This window comes from Ramlibacter sp. Leaf400 (assembly GCF_001424545.1).
Taxonomy (GTDB): Bacteria; Pseudomonadota; Gammaproteobacteria; order Burkholderiales; family Burkholderiaceae_C; genus Ramlibacter.
The window spans coordinates 244,449-267,307 of the sequence record NZ_LMQL01000008.1; the positions used below are offsets into that span (position 1 = coordinate 244,449).

18 protein-coding genes are annotated in these 22,859 nt (G+C 66.0%); 16 read left to right on the plus strand and 2 right to left on the minus strand.

The genetic code is table 11. From position 1 onward, the window contains the following. The first annotated feature begins 19 nt into the window (after nucleotides 1-19). The 4 genes from recA to ASG30_RS07410 all read left to right on the plus strand — a co-directional run bounded on the left by recA (nucleotide 20) and on the right by ASG30_RS07410 (nucleotide 4,142). The gene (recA, locus tag ASG30_RS07395; RefSeq protein ID WP_055894481.1) at nucleotides 20-1,081 is read left to right on the plus strand and encodes a recombinase RecA; all 1,062 of its coding nucleotides are present in this window, start codon (nucleotides 20-22) and stop codon (nucleotides 1,079-1,081) included. Nucleotides 1,082-1,096: 15 nt separating this feature from the next. Beyond that, nucleotides 1,097-1,549, plus strand: a complete 453-nt coding sequence (gene recX / locus ASG30_RS07400) for a recombination regulator RecX (RefSeq protein WP_055894485.1) — start codon at nucleotides 1,097-1,099, stop codon at nucleotides 1,547-1,549. 96 nt (nucleotides 1,550-1,645) lie between these two features. Continuing rightward, nucleotides 1,646-1,939 carry a hypothetical protein gene (locus tag ASG30_RS07405; RefSeq protein WP_055894486.1) on the plus strand — a complete coding sequence of 98 codons (294 nt, stop codon included), beginning with the start codon at nucleotides 1,646-1,648 and terminating at the stop codon, nucleotides 1,937-1,939. Nucleotides 1,940-1,946: 7 nt separating this feature from the next. Beyond that, nucleotides 1,947-4,142 carry a tetratricopeptide repeat protein gene (locus ASG30_RS07410; RefSeq protein ID WP_055894487.1) on the plus strand — a complete coding sequence of 732 codons (2,196 nt, stop codon included), beginning with the start codon at nucleotides 1,947-1,949 and terminating at the stop codon, nucleotides 4,140-4,142. Between the two features lie 3 nt (nucleotides 4,143-4,145). On the opposite strand, the gene argC is transcribed toward ASG30_RS07410, so the two are convergent. After that, the gene (gene argC, locus ASG30_RS07415; protein ID WP_055894489.1) at nucleotides 4,146-5,063 is read right to left on the minus strand and encodes an N-acetyl-gamma-glutamyl-phosphate reductase; all 918 of its coding nucleotides are present in this window, start codon (nucleotides 5,061-5,063) and stop codon (nucleotides 4,146-4,148) included. 155 nt (nucleotides 5,064-5,218) lie between these two features. Between argC and sucC the strand changes: the two genes are divergently transcribed. From sucC to ASG30_RS07470, 11 genes are all read left to right on the plus strand, one after another. Then, a complete protein-coding gene (gene sucC / locus ASG30_RS07420; RefSeq protein WP_055894491.1) occupies nucleotides 5,219-6,382 on the plus strand; it encodes an ADP-forming succinate--CoA ligase subunit beta in 1,164 nt (387 codons plus the stop codon). An 11-nt stretch (nucleotides 6,383-6,393) separates the two neighbouring features. Further along, complete coding sequence (gene sucD, locus ASG30_RS07425; protein WP_055894493.1) at nucleotides 6,394-7,287, plus strand: succinate--CoA ligase subunit alpha; 894 nt, start codon at nucleotides 6,394-6,396, stop codon at nucleotides 7,285-7,287. Nucleotides 7,288-7,515: 228 nt separating this feature from the next. Then, nucleotides 7,516-10,248: a CHASE2 domain-containing serine/threonine-protein kinase gene (locus ASG30_RS07430; protein ID WP_055894495.1), complete on the plus strand. Its 2,733-nt coding sequence runs from the start codon at nucleotides 7,516-7,518 to the stop codon at nucleotides 10,246-10,248. 11 nt (nucleotides 10,249-10,259) lie between these two features. Then, a complete protein-coding gene (locus ASG30_RS07435) occupies nucleotides 10,260-11,045 on the plus strand; it encodes a Stp1/IreP family PP2C-type Ser/Thr phosphatase (RefSeq protein WP_055894824.1) in 786 nt (261 codons plus the stop codon). A 47-nt stretch (nucleotides 11,046-11,092) separates the two neighbouring features. Next, nucleotides 11,093-11,749, plus strand: coding sequence for an FHA domain-containing protein (locus ASG30_RS07440; protein ID WP_055894497.1), 657 nt, complete (start codon nucleotides 11,093-11,095; stop codon nucleotides 11,747-11,749). Nucleotides 11,750-11,796: 47 nt separating this feature from the next. Beyond that, nucleotides 11,797-14,046, plus strand: a complete 2,250-nt coding sequence (locus ASG30_RS07445; RefSeq protein ID WP_055894498.1) for a CHASE2 domain-containing protein — start codon at nucleotides 11,797-11,799, stop codon at nucleotides 14,044-14,046. 85 nt (nucleotides 14,047-14,131) lie between these two features. Continuing rightward, a complete protein-coding gene (locus tag ASG30_RS07450; RefSeq protein ID WP_055894500.1) occupies nucleotides 14,132-14,923 on the plus strand; it encodes an MBL fold metallo-hydrolase in 792 nt (263 codons plus the stop codon). Between the two features lie 38 nt (nucleotides 14,924-14,961). Continuing rightward, on the plus strand, nucleotides 14,962-17,367 hold the full coding sequence (locus tag ASG30_RS07455) for a GspE/PulE family protein (RefSeq protein WP_055894502.1): 2,406 nt from the start codon (nucleotides 14,962-14,964) through the stop codon (nucleotides 17,365-17,367). Nucleotides 17,368-17,504: 137 nt separating this feature from the next. Beyond that, nucleotides 17,505-18,011: a pilin gene (locus ASG30_RS07460; RefSeq protein WP_055894504.1), complete on the plus strand. Its 507-nt coding sequence runs from the start codon at nucleotides 17,505-17,507 to the stop codon at nucleotides 18,009-18,011. 126 nt (nucleotides 18,012-18,137) lie between these two features. After that, on the plus strand, nucleotides 18,138-19,889 hold the full coding sequence (locus ASG30_RS07465) for a PglL family O-oligosaccharyltransferase (protein ID WP_082521947.1): 1,752 nt from the start codon (nucleotides 18,138-18,140) through the stop codon (nucleotides 19,887-19,889). A gap of 221 nt (nucleotides 19,890-20,110) precedes the next feature. After that, entirely contained in the window at nucleotides 20,111-21,544 is a 1,434-nt protein-coding gene (locus ASG30_RS07470) for a PglL family O-oligosaccharyltransferase (protein ID WP_082521948.1), read from the plus strand. On the opposite strand, the gene moaC is transcribed toward ASG30_RS07470, so the two are convergent. After that, on the minus strand, nucleotides 21,535-22,023 hold the full coding sequence (moaC, locus tag ASG30_RS07475) for a cyclic pyranopterin monophosphate synthase MoaC (RefSeq protein WP_055894509.1): 489 nt from the start codon (nucleotides 22,021-22,023) through the stop codon (nucleotides 21,535-21,537). The genes ASG30_RS07470 and moaC overlap by 10 nt on opposite strands. Here moaC and tfpZ point away from each other — a divergent pair. Beyond that, the gene (gene tfpZ, locus ASG30_RS07480) at nucleotides 22,022-22,825 is read left to right on the plus strand and encodes a TfpX/TfpZ family type IV pilin accessory protein (protein WP_055894510.1); all 804 of its coding nucleotides are present in this window, start codon (nucleotides 22,022-22,024) and stop codon (nucleotides 22,823-22,825) included. The genes moaC and tfpZ overlap by 2 nt on opposite strands. Nucleotides 22,826-22,859: the final 34 nt, after the last annotated feature.

Below are 22,859 nucleotides of genomic sequence, written 5' to 3' on the forward strand. Positions count from 1 at the left end.
GATTCACAAGGAGATTTCCATGGATGCACAGGTCAAGGGCAGCAAGATCGCCGCCGCCGACAGCGAGAAGTCCAAAGCTCTGCAGGCCGCGCTGGCCCAGATCGAGAAGCAGTTCGGCAAGGGCACGATCATGCGCCTGGGCGAAGGCGAGAAGATCGAGGACATCCAGGTGGTCTCCACCGGCTCCCTGGGCCTGGACATCGCCCTGGGCGTCGGCGGCCTGCCGCGCGGCCGGGTGGTCGAGATCTACGGCCCGGAATCGTCGGGCAAGACCACCCTCACCCTCCAGGTCATCGCCGAGATGCAGCGCCAGGCCGGCACCTGCGCCTTCGTCGACGCCGAACATGCCCTGGACACGCAGTACGCGCAGAAGCTGGGCGTGAACCTGCAGGAGCTGCTGATCAGCCAGCCCGACACGGGTGAGCAGGCGCTGGAGATCGTCGACAGCCTGGTGCGCTCCGGCGCGGTCGACCTGATCGTGATCGACTCGGTGGCGGCCCTGGTGCCCAAGGCGGAGATCGAAGGCGAGATGGGCGACTCCCTGCCCGGCCTGCAGGCCCGCCTGATGAGCCAGGCCCTGCGCAAGCTCACGGCCACGATCAAGAAGACCAACTGCATGGTCATCTTCATCAACCAGATCCGCATGAAGATCGGCGTGATGTTCGGCAGCCCCGAGACCACCACCGGCGGCAATGCGCTGAAGTTCTACGCCTCCGTGCGCCTGGACATCCGCCGCACCGGCACCATCAAGAAGGGCGAAGAGGCCATCGGCAACGAAACCAAGGTGAAGGTGGTCAAGAACAAGGTCGCGCCCCCGTTCAAGACGGCGGAGTTCGACATCCTGTTCGGCGAGGGCATCAGCCGCGAGGGCGAGGTCATCGACATGGGCGTCACCGCCCGCATCCTGGAGAAGTCCGGCGCCTGGTACGCCTACAACGGCGAGAAGATCGGCCAGGGCCGCGACAACGCCCGCGAGTTCCTGCGCGAGAACCCCGAGCTGGCGCGCGAGATCGAGAACAAGATCCGGGCGTCGCTCGACATCGCCCTGCTGCCCGCGGAAGTGGGAAGCGGCGAGGAATAAGCGCCCGCACCTGGCATGCAGGTCCGCCAGCTGTCGCTCAAGGGGCGGGCCCTGCGCCTGCTCAGCGGCCGGGAGCACTCCCGCGCCGAGCTCGAGCGCAAGCTGGCCCCGCACGAGCAGGAGCCGGGGCAGCTGCGGCGGGTGCTGGATGAGCTGCAGGGGAAGGGGTTCATCAGCGATCTGCGGGCGGCCGAGTCGGTGCTGCACCGGCGGGCTGCCCGGCTGGGCGCCGGCCGCATCCGGCCGGAGCTGCTGGCCAAGGGCATCGACGCCGAGCACGTGGCTGCCGCGGTCGCGAGCCTGCGGGACACCGAGCTGGAACGTGCTCGCGAGGTCTGGCGCAAGAAATTTGGCGTTCTGCCCCAGGACGCCGCACAGCGCGCGAAGCAGGCGCGATTCCTGGCGGCCCGTGGCTTCGGCGGCGAGGTGATCCAGCGAGTGTTGAAGTCGGGCGAAGACTTCCGTTGAAGCAGTAGTTCCGGTTCCGACAAATGCGCTGGTCAATCGGGACGGAGGTACCCGACCCTAAAGTAGAGTTGGGACCTCCTACAGGACTGCACACCTATGCTGAGCTGGTTTGACACGAGGGAAAGCAAGCGCTTCGCGCGCGACCTGGCGCTGCAGCTGCTCGGCACCCTGGAGACTTCCACCGCCAAGGGCGAGGCCAAGTTCATGGCCAAGACGGAGAAGGCCCTCGTCCGGGCCGACCGCGAGGTCGGCGACTTCCGGCAGCGGGAGCGCATGAACTTCTACAAGAGGTCCGCATTGGCCAACACGTTCCTCTGGACGTTGAAGGATGGCGGCTGCCCGACGGAATACGCCACCCAGCTGACCGAGTGGTTGACGGTGCGCCTGTAGGCTGCCGATGCGGTTCCTCCAACGCCTGATGGGCCGCGGGCAACGCGGGCGCGATGGGGGGACTCCGGCGGCCCCCACTGCCGCGAGCGGCCCTTCCGAGGCGCGATCCCGGTTCGAGCGCGGCGCAGCGCTACTGCAACAAGGCGACGCGCGCGCCGCTGCCGAACTGCTGCTCCAGGCCATCGCGCTGCGGGACCCACAGGACGATTTCGTGCCCGAAGCGCACCTGCTTCGCGGACGGGCGTGGGCGTTGTTAGGCGACACCCGGCAGGCGCTCGTCAGCCACGAGGCCGCAATCGCGGCGCGCGCCGGTTACGCCGAGGCCGCCACGGAGGCTGCGGGCCTGTTGCATGCGCTGGGGCGACACGAGGAAGCCGTGACCTGGGCCGACCGGCGCGACATTCCTACCGGCGACGTTGTCGCCGCGTCCGAGAGCCTGGCGCGCGGCAATGCGGCCCTGCAAACCTGGGATCTTGCGGCAGCCGCCGCCTGCTATCGCCGAGCCGCGGCGGCCGCGCCTTCGGATCCGGTGGCGCGCCTGAACCGCGGGTTCGTGGCGCTCGAACAGGGCGACGCGAATTCGGCAATTGGCCATCTGCGCCAGGCACTTGCGTTGTCGCCATCGGGTGCCGCTCACGTAGCCGATGCCCAGTTTCTCCTGGGACGCGCTTACCGGACCCTGGGCCATGCGGCCCCGGCTCTTGCAGCGTTCGATACTGCTGCGGTGGCGCGGCCCGACTTCGTCGAGCCGATCGAGGAAGCACTGGCGCTGGCCCGGTCACGGGCTTCAAACAAGGACGTGCTCGCCTGGGCAGAGCGCTTGCAGCAGGTGCGGCCCTCCGCGAAATCCAGCCTCGCCGTCGCCGAGGCCCTGTTCGAGCTGCGCCGGCTCGACGAGGCTGCAGCGGCAATCGATGGAGTTCTGGCCAGTGAGCCGGACAACGCCGATGCGTGGACCTGCCGATGCAGTGTGATGTTGGCCGTTGGCGATGTCGACCAAGCCATAACCGCAAGCGAGCGAGCGTTGGTGCTGGGCGGCCGTTCGCGGCAGGCGATCGTCAACCACGGCATCGCGCTGGCGCAAGCCGGGCGGGTCGCGGAGGCCGAGGCCAGCCTGCGCGAGCTGCTCATACAGGATCCCGGCGACGCTGCTGCTGCGCATTCGCTCATGAGCATTCTTCTGGACGCCCGCCGGGCCCAGGAATCCGTCGAGGTCGGCCGCCAGGCGCTTGACCGCAATCCCGAAGACCCCGACCTGCACTGGGTGCTCTCTGAAGCCTTGATGCTGCTCGGCGACTACGCCAGGGGGTGGGCCGAGTACGAGTGGCGCTGGCGTGCGGACCACGGGTCGCGCAGCCTTCTGCCGGAAACGGAAAAGCCGTTCTGGCACGGCCAGGAAGACATCACCGGCAAGAGCATGCTGATTGCTCCGGAGCAGGGCTTCGGCGATTGCATCCAGTTCCTGCGCTATGTGCCGCTGGTCTCGGCGCGGGCGGAAAGAATCCAGGTGCTCGTCCCCAAGGAATTGCACGAGCTTGCCCTTCTTGCCCGACTCCCCGCCAATTGCGTGCTGGTTGCGTCGGGTGAGGCCATCGCGCCTTTCGACTTCCACACCTCGTTGATGAGCCTGCCACTCGCGCTGGGGCCTGCGTTACCGATTCCTGCCGCATTGCCTTATCTGCGCGGCGATCCCGGTCGTGTGGAGTCGTGGAGGCAGCGGATCGCGGCGGAAGGCTGCAAGCTCAATGTCGGGGTGACCTGGTCGGGCAACCTCGACCATCGCAACGACCGCAACCGCTCGATACCGCTTCAAGTTTTCCGGGGCATTGAGGCAGCAGGCTGTCGATTTGTCAGTTTGCAGCCTGTCGTTCGCGAAAGCGACCGTCAGGCGATGAGCAACTGGCCCGAGCTGCTGCTTTGGGGCGAGGAGCTGCGCAGTTTCCTGGACACGGCCTCGTTGATGGAGGCGCTGGATGTGGTGGTCGCGGTCGACACCAGCGTGGTCCACCTTGCGGGTGCATTAGGGCTGCCCACGAAAGTGCTGTTGCCTCGGCGTCCCGATTGGCGCTGGCAGCTCGAGCGCGAGGACACGCCTTGGTACCCCAGCGCAAGGCTCTTCCGCCAGGCAAAGCCGGGCGATTGGCCGGAGGTGCTGGCTCGCGTGCGGGCCGACCTCGAGGCGTTGGCGGCGCAGCGGAACTGAGGCCTAGAGCCCCAGCATCAGCTTCAGGTTCTGAACCGCGGCGCCGCTGGCGCCCTTGCCCAGGTTGTCCAGTCGCGCGACCAGCACGGCATGCGCGTAGTCCATGTTCCGGTAGACCCGCAGTTCCATCTTGTTGGTCTCGTTGAGCGCGCAAGGCTCCAGCTTGCCGTCTTCGGTGGGCGCCTGCACCGTCACCCACTCGCTGCCTTCGTAGTGGCGCTTGAGGACCTTTTCCAGGTCGTCAGGCGAGGGCTTGCCCGGCAGAGTGTCCAGGTGCAGCGGCAGCTGCACCAGCATGCCCTGGCGGAAGTTGCCCACCGAGGGAATGAAGATCGGGCGGCGGGTGAGGCCGGTGTACTTCAGGATTTCCGGCAGGTGCTTGTGCTTCAGGCCCAGCGCGTACAGCTCGTACGCGGGCGCCGATCCCGCCTCGTAGGCCTCGATCATGGTGCGGCCACCGCCGGAGTAGCCGCTGACGGACGGCAGCGCCACCGGGTAGTCGAGGGGCAGCACGCCGGCGTCGACCAGCGGACGCAGCAACGCGATCGCGCCCGTGGCGTAGCAGCCGGGATTGCTGACCCTTTCGGCCTTGGCCACCGCCTCGCGCTGGCCGGGCGACAGCTCGGGAAAGCCGTACACCCAGCCTTCCGCCGTGCGGTGAGCCGTTGACGCATCGATGATGCGCGGCTTGCGGCCGCTGCGGCCGATGTCCTCGATCAAGGCCGCGGACTCGCGGGCGGCGTCGTCATGCAGGCAGAAGATCACCAGGTCCACGCCCGCCATGAGTTCGCGCTTGGCCGCCGCGTCCTTGCGCCTCTCGGGCGCGATGCTCACGAGCTCGATCTGCGGCATCTGGAGGAGCCGCTCGCGAATCTGCAGTCCGGTGGTGCCGGCCTCGCCGTCGATGAAGACCTTGGCCATGGTTTTTCTTCCCGCGAAGTCACCCCGCCCACGGCTGGGCAGGCGTCAGGTTTGTGCAATGCACCATGATACAGTTCGCGGCTGCACTGCGCAGGCGCAACGCCACTGCCGCGCCCCCGGCGCCTGCACCTTCCACGACCCCTCGAGAGAACCCCATGAAGATCCACGAGTACCAAGGCAAGGAGATCTTGCGCAGCTTTGGCGTGCCCGTGCCGCGCGGCATTCCGGCTTTCACGGTCCAGGAGGCGGTCGAGGCCGCGCAGAAGCTTGGCGGACCGGTCTGGGTGGTCAAGGCCCAGATCCACGCCGGCGGCCGGGGCAAGGGCGGCGGCGTGAAGGTCGCCAAGAGCATCGAGCAGGTCAAGGAACTCGCCGGGCAGATCCTGGGCATGCAGCTCAAGACCCACCAGACCGGCCCCGAAGGCCAGAAGGTGCGACGCCTGTACATCGAGGACGGCGCCGACATCCAGAAGGAGTACTACGTCTCGGTCGTCACCGACCGCGCCACGCAGAAGCTCGCTTTCATCGCCTCCAGCGAAGGCGGCATGGACATCGAGGAAGTGGCCCACAGCACGCCCGAGAAGATCAAGACGGTTTTCATCGATCCGCTGGCCGGCCTGACGGACGCCCAGGCCAAGGAGATCGCCGACGGCATCGGCATTCCTTCCGGTTCCACCGCGCAGGCCACCGACGTGTTCAAGAAGCTCTACAAGTGCTACATGGACACCGACGCCTCGCTGGTCGAGATCAACCCGCTCAACCGGGACGGCAAGGGCAACATCGTTGCGCTCGACTCGAAGTTCAACTTCGATTCCAACGCCTTGTTCCGCCATCCGGAGATCGTGGCGCTGCGTGACCTCGACGAAGAGGATCCGGCCGAGATCGAGGCGAGCAAGTTCGACCTGGCCTACATCAGCCTGGACGGCAACATCGGTTGCCTGGTCAACGGCGCGGGCCTGGCGATGGCGACCATGGACACGATCAAGCTGTTCGGCGCCGAGCCGGCCAACTTCCTGGACGTCGGCGGCGGCGCCACGCCGGAGAAGGTCACCGAGGCGTTCAAGATCATGCTGAAGAACCCCAAGGTCAAGGCGATCCTGGTGAACATCTTCGGCGGCATCATGCGCTGCGACACCATCGCCACCGGCGTCATCACGGCCTGCAAGGCGGTGAACCTGAGCGTCCCGCTGGTCGTGCGCATGAAGGGCACCAACGAGGAGCTGGGCAAGAAGATGCTGGCCGAGTCGGGCCTGCCCATCATCAGCGCGGACACGATGGCGGAAGCCGCGCAGAAAGTCGTCGCCGCGGTCAAGGGCTGATAGGAACAGACATGTCGATCTACATCAACAAGGACACCAAGGTCATCACCCAGGGCATCACGGGGAAGACCGGCCAGTTCCACACCGAGAAGTGCCAGGAATACGCGAACGGCAAGAACTGCTTCGTGGCCGGCGTGAACCCGAAGAAGGCGGGCGAGAAGATCTTCGACATCCCGATCTACGCCTCGGTCAAGGAAGCCAAGCAGCAGACCGGTGCCACGGTGTCGGTGATCTACGTGCCTCCCGCGGGCGCGGCCGACGCGATCTGGGAAGCGGTCGAGGCCGACCTGGACCTGGCGATCTGCATCACCGAGGGCATCCCGGTGCGCGACATGCTGGTCGTGCGCAACAAGATGAAGGCCAAGGAAGCCGCCGGCGGCAAGAAGACGCTGCTTCTCGGCCCCAACTGCCCGGGCCTGATCACGCCGGACGAGATCAAGATCGGCATCATGCCGGGCCACATCCACAAGAAGGGCCGCGTCGGCGTGGTGTCGCGTTCCGGCACGCTCACGTATGAAGCGGTGGCGCAACTGACCGAGCTGGGCATCGGCCAGTCGAGCGCTGTGGGCATCGGCGGCGATCCGATCAACGGCCTGAAGCACCTCGATGTGATGCAGGCCTTCAACGACGATCCGGACACCGATGCCGTGATCATGATCGGCGAGATCGGCGGCCCGGACGAGGCCGACGCCGCGCGCTGGTGCAAGGCCAACATGAAGAAGCCGATCGTGGGCTTCATCGCCGGCGTGACCGCCCCGCCCGGAAAGCGCATGGGCCACGCGGGCGCGCTGATCTCCGGGGGCGCCGACACGGCCGACGCCAAGCTGGCCGTCATGGAAGAGTGCGGCTTCAAGGTCACGCGCAATCCCTCGGAGATGGCCAAGCTGCTGAAAGCGCTGCTGTAACTCCAAACCGCACATCCCGAAAGCCGACGCCGACCGCGTCGGCTTTTTTTTGCGCCCCAACGCAGATGGCGTTGTCGCCAAATCTGCAACAAAACGTAGACGGGTCGCCCGGATTCGCCTTGTCCCTCCCAAGGGGCTCTGTTAACGTTCAGCTGGAGACCTGCCCATCAGAGGAGCGGGCGAGGAGCTGTCGAAAGGCAGTGGTCACCCAGAGGGCAAGGGGCAGAAGTGAGCACATCTTCATCGGCAAGGCGCCGCCAGTTCTGGCGAACGGACTGGTTCGTCGGAGCCGTCATCGTTGCCGCGGTGTTCGTGCTCTGGAAATCCACCGATGTGTTCGAAGCGCTGGAGCGGCGCTTCTACGACACGGCCAGCACCCAAAGCGCGCGCCAGCCCTCCAACCGCATCGCCGTGGTCGCCATCGACGACCAGAGCATCGCCAACATCGGCCGCTGGCCCTGGTCGCGCGACGTGCACGCCGAGCTCATCGACAAGCTCGCTGCCTCCAAGGCCAAGACGATCGCCTACAACGCCTTCTTCTTCGAGCCCCAAACCGACCGCGGCCTGGCGTTCATCCGGAGGATCAAGGAAGCGGCGGGCCCCGCGGTCCAGGGCAATGAGGCGCTGGCCAGGTTGCTGGGTGAAGCCGAACAGGCCCTGGACACGGACGGCAAGCTCGCCGCCAGCATGGCCAATGCCGGCAACGTGCTGGTGCCCTCGGTGTTCGTGCTGGGCGAGCCCGTGGGACGCGCCGACCGCGAACTGCCGTCCGAAGTCGCCAAGAGCACGGTCGACGACAAGGCAGGCTTCGCGCTGCCAGTGCTGCGCGGACAGTTCCCCCTGGAAGCCATCGGCCGGTCGGCGGACGGCATCGGCCACCTCAACGTCACCAACGACCCCGATGGGGGCGTGCGGTCCGATCCGCTGCTGGTCAACTACTACGGGCGTGGCGTGCCCTCGATGGCGCTGCTGGCCGCGGCCAGGAGCCTGAACCTCGGGCCCGCCGACATCCGGTCGGTGCCGGGCGAAGGCTTGCAACTGGGCAAGCTGCGCATCCGCACCGACGACGCGGCGCGCATCCTGCCCCAGTTCTACCGTGACCGCGACGGCAAGCCCGCCTTCCCCGTCGATTCGTTCTACGACGTGCTCAGCGGCAAGATCCCCGCGTCCAAGTACACCGACAAGATCGTGCTGATCGGGCCCACCGCGCAGGGCGTGGGCACCAGCTTCCCCGTGCCGGGCCATGCAGCGCTCAGCCCGGCCGAGATGATGGCCCACGTGGTGTCCAACATCCTGGGCGAGCACTTCATCGTGGAGCCCTCCTGGGGCGGCCTGGCGTCGTTCGGTGCGTTCCTTCTCGTGGCGGGTTACCTGATCGCCGTGCTGCCGCGCCTGTCCGCCGGCGCGGGCGCGGCGGCGACGGGCGTTCTGTTGCTCGCGCTGCTGCTGTCGGAGTACTTCCTGCTGTCGTCCGTCGGCACCTGGATCCGGCTGGTGCTTCCGGCGGTGCTGCTTGCGATCGGCCACGCGGCGCTCACCACCAAGCGCTTCCTGGTCACCGAGGCTGGCAAGGTGCGGTCCGACGAGGAGTCGGCCGAGACCAACCGCATGATGGGCCTGGCGCTGCAAGGCCAGGGCCAGCTGGACATGGCGTTCGACCGGTTCCGCCGCGTGACGCTGAGCGACCCGCTCATGGACAACCTCTACAACCTGGCGATGGACTTCGAGCGCAAGCGGCAGTTCAACAAGGCAGAGGCCGTCTACGCCTACATGGCGACCTGGAACAAGGACTACCGCGACCTGCAGGCCAAGCTCAATCGTGCGCGCAACCTCTCGGAGACGGTGATGCTGGGCGGAGGCGGCGGCCATCCGGGCGGCACCTTGCTGCTGGACGGCGGCGCGGTCGAGAAACCCATGCTGGGCCGCTACCAGGTCGAGAAGGAGTTGGGCAAGGGCGCGATGGGCGTGGTCTACATGGGCAAGGACCCGAAGATCGGCCGCGTGGTCGCCATCAAGACCATGGCCCTGTCGCAGGAGTTCGAGGGCGAGGAGCTCACGGACGCCCGCGAGCGCTTCTTCCGTGAGGCGGAGACCGCGGGGCGACTGCAGCACCAGAACATCGTCACCATCTTCGACGCTGGCGAGGAGCACGACCTTGCCTACATCGCCATGGAGTTTCTTCGCGGCAGGGACCTGGCCGACTTCTGCCGGGACGGGCACCTGCTGCCGGTGCCCAGGGTGCTCTCCATCGTGGCCCGCGTGGCGGAGGCGCTGGCCTACGCGCATCGGCAGAACGTCGTTCATCGCGACATCAAGCCGGCCAACATCATGTACGAGGTGGAGTCGGACACGGTGAAGGTCACCGACTTCGGCATCGCGCGCATCACCGACTCGAGCAAGACCAAGACCGGGCTGGTGCTGGGCACGCCCAGCTTCATGTCGCCCGAGCAGATCGCCGGCAAGAAGGTCGATGGGCGCTCGGACCTGTATTCGCTGGGCGTGATGCTGTTCCAGATGCTTACCGGCGTGCTGCCCTTCCGCGGCGACTCGATGGCCGAGCTGATGTTCAAGATCGCCAACGAGGAGGCGCCGGCCGTGCGCCATGTTCGCCGGGACCTTCCGGAGTCGCTGGCGAATCTGGTGGCGTGCGCCCTCGCCAAGAAGCCCGAGGCGCGCTACCAGGACGGCGACAGTTTCGCGGCCGCCTTGCGTGCCGTGATGGCCGAGGTGCCTGGCGACGTGCCGGGGCCAGCCGCCGGGGACCCGGAGAAGACCGTCGCGATCTCGCTGGCTTCCGCGGCCCGGGCGCAGGCCACGGCCGAGAAGACGCTCGCCATGGCGGCTGGCGGCGGCGGCTATGATTCGGCGCGCCCACAGGCGGAAGGCGGGGCCGGCGACGCATTCGCCAGGACCGCAGTGTTCAACAAGCCTGATGCCTCCCGGGCCGATCCGGAGGCGTGAGCGGCAAGCCCATGAATTTCGAGTTCAACCTCCGTACCGATCCCGGCCTCGCGCGCGAGAACAACGAGGATTCGGTCACCGTCGACGAGCCTACCCGCCTGGCCATCCTGGCCGACGGCATGGGCGGCTACAACGCCGGCGAGATCGCCAGCGGCATGGCCACCACCTTCATCAAGTCGGAGCTGGGCCGCTGGTTGTCCCAGGCCGGTCGCCACGCCAACGCCAAGGAGGTGCGGCGGGCGATGGAGATCTGCGTGGACAACGCGAACCGCTCCATCTTCAACGCCGCGAATTCGAATCCGCAGTATTCCGGCATGGGCACCACGCTGGTGGTCGGCGTGTTCCAGGACGGCCGGCTGCTCCTGGGGCACATCGGCGACTCGCGCTGCTACCGGCTGCGCGGCCACGAGCTGGCGCAGATCACCAAGGACCACTCGCTGCTGCAGGAGCAGATGGATGCGGGCCTGATCACGCCCGAGCAGGCCGCGGTGTCCACCAACAAGAACCTGGTCACCCGCGCGCTCGGCGTGGAAGACGCCGTGCTGCTGGACGTCAACGAGCACCGCGTCGAACCTGGCGACATCTACCTCATGTGCTCCGACGGCCTGTCGGACATGCTGGACGACCCAGGCATCTGCCGGATCCTCGCGGGCGACGTGTCGCTGGAGCAAAAGGCGGTGCAACTGGTCGACGCGGCGAACGCGAACGGAGGGCGCGACAACATCTCGGTGCTGCTGGCCCAGGCGGACACCGGGGCGAAAAAAAAGGGCTTGATTTCCCGATTGCTGGGAAAATAGCTCTTCAGTATTGAAATGCCGGACGAGATCTCGAACAGGAGTGGGCCATGCCGAAAATGATCGTTTCGATCGACGGTGTCGTCATCAAGGAAGTGCAGTTGACGAAGGATCGTACGACGCTGGGCCGGCGTCCCTACAACGACATCGTCATCGACAACCTGGCAGTCAGCGGCGAACACGCTGTCCTGCAGATGTCCGGCAGTGAGGTCCACCTCGAGGACCTGAATAGCACCAACGGGACGTACATCAACGGCAAGGCGGTCAAGAAGCAGCTGTTGCAGAACAACGACACCGTCGAGATCGGCAAGTACAAGATCAAGTACATCAATGAGGTGCCCGGCGCCACCTTCGACAAGACGGTGATCATGAAGCCGGGCATGGTGCCGCCGCCGGCCGAAGCGACCGCCGGTGCAGGCGCCCCGGCAGTCGCCGAGGCGGGTGACGTCAAGGGCGCGATCAAGGTCCTGTCGGGCGCCGCCGCTGGCCGCGAGGTTCCGCTGGTCAAGGTGGTGACCACCATCGGCAAGCCCGGCGTCGCGGTGGCGGCCATCACCAAGCGTCCGTACGGTTTCGTGGTGGCCCACGTCGAGGGCGGCAACAAGCCCACGCTGAACGGCACCGCCATCGGCCAGGAACCGGTCACGCTCAAGAACGGTGACCTGCTGGAACTGGCCGGAACCCAGATGCAGTTCGTGCAGGGCTGACGCCCGGCGCGGCCTGTCCCGAGACGGCAGAGAGGTTCCAGGCTGGGATGGGTACGCTTGCCAGACACTGGACCCGCATCGCGGTCACCCTCGTTCCCCTGATCTTTGCCCTGCTGCATGCCAGCGGGGTGATGCCGCTGGGGTTCCTGCAGCGCCTGGACGACGTCCTGTACGACGCTCGCCTGCGCGCCACCATGCCGCGCACGCTGGACGAGCGCATCGTCATCGTCGACATCGACGAGAAGAGCCTGGCCGAACTCGGCCGCTGGCCCTGGGGCCGCAACCGCATGGCGCAGCTGACGGACGAGCTGTTCGCCCGCCAGCAGGTGGCCGTGGTGGGCTTCGACGTCGTGTTCGCCGAGCCGGACGACAGCTCGGGCCTCAAGCGCCTGCGCCAGCTCGCCCAGTCCGAACTGAAGGACCAGCCGGGGTTCGCCGGACGGGTCGACCAGCTCAGTGCCGGCCTTGATTACGACGCGGCCTTCGCTCGTTCGCTCCGCAATCGCCCCGTGGTCCTCGGCTACTACTTCAGCAGTGGGCGCGCGAGCGGCAAGACCGGCGTGCTGCCCGCGCCGGTCATCCGGCGGCAAGACCTCGACGGCCGGCCGATCCGCCTGACCTCCTGGAACGGGTACGCAGCCAACATCGAGCAGATCGCCCAGGCGGCCCCGGTGGCCGGCTTCTTCAATCCGATCGTCGACATCGACGGCGTGGTGCGGTCCGTGCCCTTGATCGCCGAGCACGGCGAGGCGTACTACGAATCCCTCTCGCTCGCCATGTTCAGGCTCCTCGCCGGGCAACCGACCGTGGAGCCAGGATTTCCCCGCGACGGAGTGTTCTCGCGCAACTACCAGGGGCTGGAGAGCGTGGTCCTGCGCCTTGGAAAGAAGGCCCTGGGCATCCCGGTCGACGACCGGGTCGCGGCCCTGGTGCCCTTTCGCGGCCCGGGTGGCGTGCAGGGCGGCTCGTACCGGTACGTGTCCGCTTCCGACCTGGTCAGCCAGCGGCTTGCCGAAGGCAGCCTGAAGGGCAAGATCGTTCTGGTCGGCACCACCGCGCCGGGGCTGCAGGACCTGCGCTCCACGCCGATGGGCGAGACCTATCCCGGCGTCGAAACGCACGCCAACATGATCTCGGGCCTGCTGGACGGCCGCCTGATGGTCAAGCCCGATTACGCCATCGGGTACGACGTGATGGTGCTCCTGCTGGCCGGCGTGGCGCTGGCGCTGGCCCTGCCCCTGATCTCCGCACCCAAGGCCGTGCTGGTCAGCGTGGGGGTGCTGGCGGCGATGGTCGGGCTGAACTTCTGGTTGTTCCTGGGGGCAGGGCTCGTGATGCCGCTGGCGGCGGCGCTGGCAATGATCCTGACGGCCTTCGGGCTGAACATGAGCTACGGCTATTTCATCGAGAGCCGCTCCAAGCGCGAGCTGGCCAACCTGTTCGGTACCTACGTCCCGCCGGAACTGGTGGACGAAATGGTCAAGGACCCGGACAGCTACAGCATGAAGGCCACCAACAAGGAACTGACGGTGATGTTCTGCGACATGCGCGGCTTCACCAAGATGTCCGAGAGGATGGGGCCGGTGCAACTGCAGGAGCTGCTCAACGCCGTCTTCAACCGGCTCACGGACGTCATCCGCGCCACCCGCGGCACCATCGACAAGTACATGGGCGACTGCGTCATGGCCTTCTGGGGCGCACCGGTGGACACCGCCGAACATGCCCGCCTGGCGGTTCGCAGCGCGATGGACATGGCGGCCGCCGTGCGCCGGATCAATGACGAGCACCGCCAGAAGGGACTGCCCGAGATCGGGGTCGGCATCGGCCTGAACACCGGGATGATGTGCGTGGGCGACATGGGCTCGCAGGTGCGCCGCAGCTACACGGTCATCGGCGACGCGGTGAACCTGGGCTCGCGCCTGGAAGGCCTGTCCAAGGCTTACGGGGTGGACATCGTGGTGAGCGAATCCACCCGCAGGCTCGCGCCTGATTTCGCGTGGCAGGAACTGGACCGGGTCCGGGTCAAGGGCAAGGAGCAGGCGGTGACGATCTTCACGCCCGTTGCGCCTGCCGACCGGCTCGAAATGGCCCAGGCGGAAGAGCTCAGAACGTGGGCTGCATTCCTGCGCGAATACCGCGGCCAGGACTGGGAGCAGTGCGAGGTGCAGCTCCTGAACCTGCGCCGGATGAACCCCAAAAAATTCCTTTACGAGCTCTACAGCGAGCGTGTAGCCTCGATGAGGTTGCTGCCGTTCGACCCTGAGTGGGACGGCGCCACCAACTTCGAGACCAAATGAAGCTCGCCATCTCCCGCCCCTTGCGCCACCTTCTGCGGCATTCGCGGGTGCCCGGTCCCCGCCTCGGCCGGCGCGGAGGCTAGCCGTGCGGGTGCGCGTGCTGGGGTGTTCGGGGGCCATCGCCAAGGGCTGCCGCACCACCTCCTTCCTGGTCGACCGCGACGTGCTGGTCGATGCGGGCACGGGCGTAGGCGACCTCACGCTGGAGGAGATGGTCGGCATCGAGCACGTGCTGCTGACGCATTCGCACCTCGATCACATCGCCGCGCTGCCGCTGATGATCGACTCGATCGCCTCGCAGCTCACGCGGCCGGTTTGCGTGCATGCGCTTCCGGGAACGATCAGCGCGATCAAGGCGCACGTCTTCAACAACGTCATCTGGCCCGACTTCAGCCGCATCCCCACGCCCGAGAAGCCCTTCATCACCTTGCACGAGATCCAGGTGGGGCAGGTGCTGGAGATCGGCGGCAAGCGCATCGAAGTCCTGCCGGCGGTCCACACCGTGCCGGCCGTCGGCTATGCCATCTCCGCTCGCGGGGGCAACTGGGTCTTCACCGGCGACACGGAGCGCAACCCGGCTTTCTGGCGGCGCCTGAACGCCATGAAGGTGGCGGCGCTGGTGATCGAGACCGCATTCAGCAACCGCGAGAAGGACCTCGCCCGGCGCAGCCTGCATCTGTCGCCGCTGGCGCTGGCCGAGGAGCTGGACTGCATCGAGAAGGGCAAGTCCTTCCCGATCTTCATCACCCACACCAAGCCGACCGAGACCGATCTGATCATGGCCGAGATCCAGCGGTTCGATCAGACTCAGCCCTTCGGGGCGGACGTCTCGCACGACATCCGCTACCTGCGGGCTGGCCAGGAATTCGAGCTTTAAGAACGTTGCCTGCCGCCGGCAGGCCCAGGAGATTCCCCATGAGCGCCGTCTTCAAGCACGAACGGGATTCGCAGGCATTCTTCGATTCCCAGCAGTTGCCACCCGAAAAGCGGGGCCTCAGCTTCGAGGCGCTGTTCTTCCGTCAGCTCCAGCTGGTCACCACCAAGATCCACGAGACGGAGAACATCGACCAGATCATGCTGGAGTCCAGCATGGAGATCTGCAAGCTGTTCAACGCGGACCGGCTGACGCTGTACGCGGTCAACGAGGACCGCACGGCCATCGTCTCCAAGGTCAAGACGGGCCTGAATGCCGCCAAGGACCTCAAGCTTCCGATCAGCGCGCAGAGCATCGCCGGCTACGTGGCGTACAGCAAGGAGATGGTCAACATCGCCGACGTGTACGACGACGATGCACTCAAGCGGATCCACCCCAGCCTGAGCTTCCTCAAGGAGGTCGACCGACGTTCGGGCTACCGGACCAAGCAGATGCTGGTGATCCCCATCCTGGATGGCGACGTGCTGCACGGCGTCATCCAGGTGATCAACAACAAGAGCGACCAGCCATTCGGCGAGCTGGAGATCGAAGGCGCCGCGCAGTTGTGCAAGACGCTGGCGACGGCCATCCGCCAGCGCATGCAGAAGGAGCTGGAGAGCCAGCGCCGCCGCGCCACCAAGTACGACGGCCTGCTGGCCGACGGCGTGCTGACGCACGAGGAATTGCTCAAGTGCATCGCGAAGGCGCGCGAGGAAGGCAAGCCGGTCGAACGCGTGCTGATGGCCGACTTCCAGATCCGGCCGACCCAGATCGGGCCCTCACTGGCCAGGTTCTTCGGCGTGCCCTATGAGCCGTTCAACGCGGGCCGTATCCGGTCGGAGCAGCTGCAGGGGCCGCTCAAGCGCGAGTTCGTGGACGAGCAGGGCTGGATACCGCTGGAAGAATCGGCCGAAGGCCTGGTCGTGATGTGCATGGACCCCGAGGCCGTGCGCGGATCGCGAATCGTCCCGCAGGTTTTCCCGCGCTTTTCCAGGTTTTCCTACCGCGTCACGACCCAGACCGAGTTCGAGGAGACGCTGGCGCAGCTCTACGGTGCGGGGTCCGGGGAATCCATCGACGAACTGCTGGCGGACCTGACAGCGCCGGCGGACGACGAAGGCGGCGATGAAGGCGGTCTGGAGTCCGCCGCCCTCGACAACGAGCTGGTGAAGTTCGTCAACAAGGTCATCATCGACGCGTACAACCAGCGCTGTTCCGACATCCACATCGAGCCGCTGCCGGGCAAGGGCAAGACCGGCATCCGGTTCCGCATCGATGGCACCCTGGTGCCCTACATCGAAGTGCCGTCGCACTTCCGCCAGGCGATGGTGACGCGCCTGAAGATCATGTGCGACCTCGACATCTCCGAGAAGCGCAAGCCGCAGGACGGGAAGATCAAGTTCAAGAGGTTCGGCCCGCTCGACATCGAGCTGCGGGTGGCGACGATTCCTTCGGCCGGTGGCGTCGAGGACGTGGTGATGCGGATCCTGTCCGCCGGCGAGCCGATCCCGCTGGAGAAGCTGGGGCTGACGGTGGCGAACAAGGAGCGGCTGGAGAAGACCGTCAGCAAGCCCTATGGCCTCTTCTACGTCTGCGGCCCGACCGGCTCCGGCAAGACGACCACGCTGCATTCGATCCTGAAGTTCCTCAACACGCCCGAGACCAAGATCTGGACGGCGGAGGACCCCGTCGAAATCACCCAGAAGGGCTTGCGCCAGGTTCAGGTGAACCGGAAGGCCGGCATCGACTTCGCCTTGGTGATGCGCGCCTTCCTGCGCGCCGACCCGGACATCATCATGGTCGGCGAATCGCGCGACAAGGAGACCGTGTCGATGGGCGTGGAGGCCTCGCTCACCGGCCACCTGGTCTTCTCCACGCTGCACACCAACTCCGCGCCCGAATCCATCATCCGGCTGCTGGACATGGGGATGGATCCCTTCAACTTCGCCGACGCCTTGCTCGGCGTCCTGGCGCAACGCCTGGCAAAGCGGCTGTGCGACTGCAAGGAGGCCTACTTCCCGGAGTCGGACGAGATCAAGACCTTTATCGCCGAGTACGCCGACGACCTGCGGCACACGGCTGCCTGGAAGGCCGACTACGCCGGCGAGGCCAAGAAGCTGTATGAAGGCTGGATCAAGGGCTACGGCGAGAACGGCCGGCTGCGCTTCTACAAGGCGGTGGGCTGCGACAAGTGCAACAAGACGGGCTACAAGGGCCGTGTCGGCCTGCACGAACTGCTGGTGGGCGACGACGAGATCAAGAAGCTGATTCAGGAACGCGCCCGGGTCGCGGAGCTGTTCGTCTCCGCGGTGGCGGCCGGGATGCGCACGCTGAAGATGGATGGCATGGAGAAGATCATGATGGGACTGACAGACCTGAAGCAGGTCAGGTCGGTTTGCATCCGATAACTGACAATGATGTCAGCTCATCTGGACAAAAAAGCTCTGCTATCAACGCATTTTGCAGCATCTGAACCAAATAGTTCTACTAAACATGCTGGCACAGCAATTGCGAAACTGCAGAGCTTCTTCACAAGGAGGACTCCATGAAGCGTCAACTGCAAAAGGGTTTCACCCTGATCGAACTGATGATCGTCGTGGCGATCATCGGCATTCTGGCCGCCGTCGCCCTGCCCGCGTACCAGGACTACACCGTCCGCGCCAAGATGTCGGAAGTGATTCTGGCGGCCTCCCAGTGCCGCACCAGCATCACCGAGACGGTTCAGAGCGCATCCAACGTGTCGGCTTTCGTTGCTGGTAACTGGGGCTGCGAGTCGTCCACCTCGACCTCCAGCTACGTCGCCAAGGTCCGTACCAACGCGAACGGCGCCATCGAAGTGGTTCCGCAAGGCATCACGCAGGTGTCGGGTCTGACGGTTGTCCTGTCTCCGGCTGTCAACGGCACGGCGTCCACCACGCTGCCGACCGCTGGCGCGACCATCGGCCAATGGCTGTGCGGTCCCGGCCAAGCCAACTCGAACCTGTCCAAGTTCCTGCCGGGTTCCTGCCGTGACACCACGGTCAACGGGCAGGGCAGCTTCCTGCCGGCTTAAATAGAGCACTGCTCGTCTCGAAAGGGGCTCAATCGAGCCCCTTTCTCTTTGACTGGGCGTGAACGAGGGGCGGCCGGACGCAGACCCTTTCGTTCAGCTCGAAATGGTGGCCACCTGCAGAGACCGATGACCACGACAAGCACACGACCGTCGGACCTCCAGATCCGCTCATTCGGACAATCGAAACAGGGGCGTGCCGAGCCCTTGGGATCAGTCTGCACGCTGCTGGCGGCAGCGTTCATGCTTGTCACGGTAGTCAACCCCGATCACTTTCCACCCTGGACATCGTTCCATGCCGAGGCACCAGCGTTCGGCGCCGCAGCCCTGCTGCTTCTGGCGTGTTGCGCGTCGCGCACCTCGCATATCGGTCGACCGACTGCAACTCTCCTCGTGCTGGTCACCACCGCCTGGCTTCAGTGGGCGACCGGACTGTTGCGCTACGCGGGTGATGCCTGGGTCGTCACGGCGTATCTGGTGACATTCGCCAGCGCCTGGTTCTGGGCAGCGACCCACGAGCGCGGATCGAACCAACCGCAGCCCTTGGAGCTGATGATGGCCGTCATCATGGTGCTTGGCCTGCTCACCGCGCTGCAGGCCATCGCGCAATGGTTGCAACTGGAGCACCACTTTCGCGGCTGGGTCCACTCTTCGGCTTCCGTGCGGTCAACAGGCAATCTCGGTCAGCCGAACCAGGCGGCCACGCTGCTGCTGATGGCGATCGCTGCAGCAGGCGCCTTGGTCGTGCGACAGCGGATCGGACTGGCCGTAGCATGGGCGTGGTTTCTGGTAGGCGGCTGGGCCGTTGTCCTGACGCAATCGCGTACCGCACTGCTATCCGCCACGCTGATGGTGATGGCCTTCGTGGCTTTGACAATGGTGCGGCCGGCGCTTCGCGCGTATCGGTGGCACGCGATCACCTGGTTGGGTGCGCTGTTCGCCGGGGGCTGGCTGCTCCAGTCACTGCACTGGGATGGGGTCCGGCCCGCTGTGGGTGCAGAGGTCATGACCGCCGTCGGCCTGCGCCCGGTCCTGTGGAGCCAACTCGCCGCTGCCTTGTGGGACGACCCTTGGTTCGGCTATGGCTGGCTGCAGGTCAGTTCTGCGCAGCAGGCGGGGTCTGCCCATGTGCCTGGGATCGAGCAGGTCAACTACTCGCACAACGTCCTGATCGACGCCTTCATCATGCTCGGCGTCCCCTCTTCGCTCCTCCTGCTCGGGCTGACCCTTGTGTGGACGCGCGAACGTCTGAAGCGACTTCGTGGCGACGATGGCACCGCGACGACCGCACTCTTCATGCTGGCGCCCTTCTGTGTGCACTCCATGCTGGAATTGCCGCACGCCTATGCCTACTTTCTGGTTTTCGCCGGCATCCTGATCGGGATCGTCGCGTCGCGCACTCGCGACCCTGATGCGCGTACACGTGCCGTGCCACGTGTCGTCCTGGCTGGCTTTGCGACGTCATTCATTGTCTTGCTCGCCGCCCTCTTCGTGGAATACGCCGCCGTCGAGGAGGACTTCCGGGTGAACCGGTTCGAGAACCGGAGGCTGGGTCGGACACCTGATGATTACGTCCTCCCGAACCTGCGGCTCCTGACCCAGTTCGAGGGCCTGCTGCGGGCCATGCGCCTGCGCGCCGGCCGTGACATGGCCTCCGCGGACCTCGATACACTGGTCGGCTCGGCCCGGCGCTACACGTGGGCTCCGCTCCAGTTCCGCGCGGCCCTCGCCCTTGCCCTCAACGGCCGCCCTCAGGAAGCCAGGCAACATCTCGAGGTTATCAAGGCCATGTTCACGAGCGAGATCTACGAAGAGGGACGCAGCCAGTGGCTCGCACAGCAAGTCCAATATCCGGAGCTGAGGGCTGTCACGCCACCGTGAGCTCCCTCGCCGCGAACCAACTTGCTGAACGACCGGGCCAGGGCGCCCGTCTTTTTGCAGCAGCGGCACTGGCCACGCTACCCTGGCTCGTCTCCCTCACCTCGGGGCCATCGTCGTCGGTTTGGCAATGGATCGTCAGCGCTGGTTGCGCCTGCCTCCTTGCCTCACTGAGCCGTTGGAGCACTTCGCGGGCTTACGGTGGATACCTCGCTGCGTCCGTCATGCTCTTGGCCTGGGCTTGGCTCTCCCAGAAGCATCCGCAACCGGATGTCCTGTACCTTGCCGGTGGACTGGTCCTGATCGCCTTGGCGGCTGCGGCGGCCCAGGACATCGAACTGCGCCCCGCGCTCGCGACCGGCGTGCTGTTCGCGGCAACCATCAGTGCCGTACTGGGTCTGTTGCAGTACCTGGGCCTCGCCGACAAGCTGTACCCGTGGGTCAATGCCGCGCACGCCGGGGAGGCCTACGCCAATCTGCGCCAGCCCAACCAGTTCGCGACTCTGTGCTCGATGGGCGTTGCGATGGTGGTGTGGGGCTTTCCAAGGATCCCGCGTGGAGCCTCCCTGGCACTGCTCGCCCTGTTCACGATCGCCAGCGCGGCGTCGGTGTCGCGTACTGGAGCGGTGCAAGGCTTCCTTCTCCTCGCACTTGCCGTGGTCTGGAAGGGCGAGGGGCGACGCGATCGCGTCCTCCTTTGTCTTGGGGGCGGGATCGTCTACTTGGCCGCCGCATGGGCGCTGCCCCATCTGCTGGAAGTGATCGGCGAAGTCCCCACGCGGACGCTGTGGGGCCGCATCAGCGGTGGCGAGAGCTGCAGCAGCCGCACCATCCTCTGGTCGAACGTGCTTACGCTGATCGCTGCTCGGCCGCTGCTGGGTTGGGGCTGGGGAGAGCTGGACTTCGCCCATTTCATGAATCTCTATTCCGGTGCCCGCTTCTGCGAGATCCTGGACAACGCGCACAACCTCCCGCTTCACCTTGCAGTGGAATTGGGTCTGCCGGCGGCCATCGCCGTGTGTGCCGCCGCGCTGGCCTGGGCTTGGCGACTTCGGCCCTTGCGCGAGCACGACCCCATCCGGCAGCTGGCGTGGGCCCTTCTGGGGTTGCTCCTGCTGCACAGCCTGCTCGAGTACCCGCTCTGGTATGGACCCTTCCAGATCGCGCTGGGCACGTGCATAGGCTGGTTGCTGACGACGCCGGAAGGAACCGGCGATCGAAGCGCCCGCCGGGCGGGCCGGTTCGCCGCGGCAGTGCTGTTCCTCGGCGTCGCGGTCGTCGCCTGGGATTACTGGCGGGTGAGTCAGGTCTACCTCCCAGCCGAGGAACGGCGACCGGCCTGGGCGCACGCACCGATGGATGAGGCGCGGCACTCTTGGCTGTTCGCCAACCAGGCACGATTCGCCGAGCTGACCCTGGCGACTATCAGCCGGGACAATGCCAACTGGATGTACGGGTTGTCCAAAGAGATGCTGCACCACTCGCCCGAACCCCGCGTGATCGAGCGCCTCATCGAGAGCGCCACCATGACAGGCAGGACAGAAGAGGCCGTGCTGCTCCTGGCTCGCTACCGGGCTGCTTTCCCAAGCGAGTATCTGACTTGGCGCGAATCGCAGAGGCGCGCTTCGTCCCCCGTGCCTGGCAAAGTTCAGGACTGAACGAAGCTACCGGACTTGCCCCCGTGCTTCTCGAGGAGACGCACGCCGGTGATCGTCATCCCCCGATCCACCGCCTTGCACATGTCGTAGACGGTGAGCAGCGCCACCTGTACCGCGGTGAGGGCTTCCATCTCCACGCCGGTGGGCCCCACGGTTTCCACGGTCGCAGTGCAGGACACGTGCGCGGCCGCGTTCACGCTCTCCGGCTGCATCGAGAATTCCACCGCAACCCTCGTTAGCGCCAGCGGATGACAAAGAGGGACGAGCTCGCTCGTCTTCTTTGCACCCTGGATCCCCGCGATGCGGGCAATACCCAGTACATCGCCTTTTTTCGCCGTGCCACCCTGGATGAGGTCGAGTGTCCCCGGTAGCATTTCGATCCGGCCGCTGGCCACCGCGATCCGGTGCGTGGCGGCCTTGGCGGCCACGTCCACCATGTGGGCCTGGCCCTGTTCATCGAAGTGAGTCAGTCCGCTCATGCAACAACCGTCCTTGATCCTGTCAGATGATGATACGGCCGTCGCGCCCTGGAAGCGGCGCGTCCGCGCCGCGCTGGTCCACCTTGGGCTCAGCCTGCTGCTCGCCGTTTGCGTAGGCCTCCTTGTCTTCGCGGTCTGGTACCCGCATCCCTACCGCGAGATCTCGGGAGGCCGCGAGCTGTTCTTCCTCGTGATGGCGGTCGACGTGGTGCTCGGCCCCTTGCTGACCCTGGCCGTCTTCAACGTCCGCAAGCCGCGCGCAGAGCTGGTTCGCGATCTCGCCGTGGTCGCCCTGCTGCAAGTGGGTGGCCTGGCCTACGGTCTCTGGACCGTGCAGCTCGCGCGACCCGTCCACCTCGTGTTCGAGATCGACCGGTTCCGCGTCGTGCACCGCGTCGACATTCCTCCCGAGCTCGAATCGAAGACCCCGCCGGGCATCGTGGTCGCCCCCCTCGGAAGGCCTACCGTGCTGTCCACGCGCGACTTCCACAGCGAAAAAGAAAAGTTCGAGTTCACGATGGCGGCCCTCCAGGGCATCCACCTCGGCGCCCGCCCCGACCTGTGGGAACCTTATGCCGCCGGCCGGGATCGCATCCTGGGGGCTGCGAAGCCGCTGTCGGACCTGAAGCGGCGCTTCCCGCAGCAAGCCGCGGTGGTGGACGATGCGGTCCGCCAGATACATCGTGATGCCGCCACCCTGCGGTACTTGCCCATGATGGCGCGGAAGGCCGAAGGCTGGACCGTTCTCCTGGACGACCGCACGGCCGAGATCCTGGGCTTCCTACCACTCGACTCGTTTTGACCCTGTCCTCCTCTCTTCGTCGCGCAACCACCGC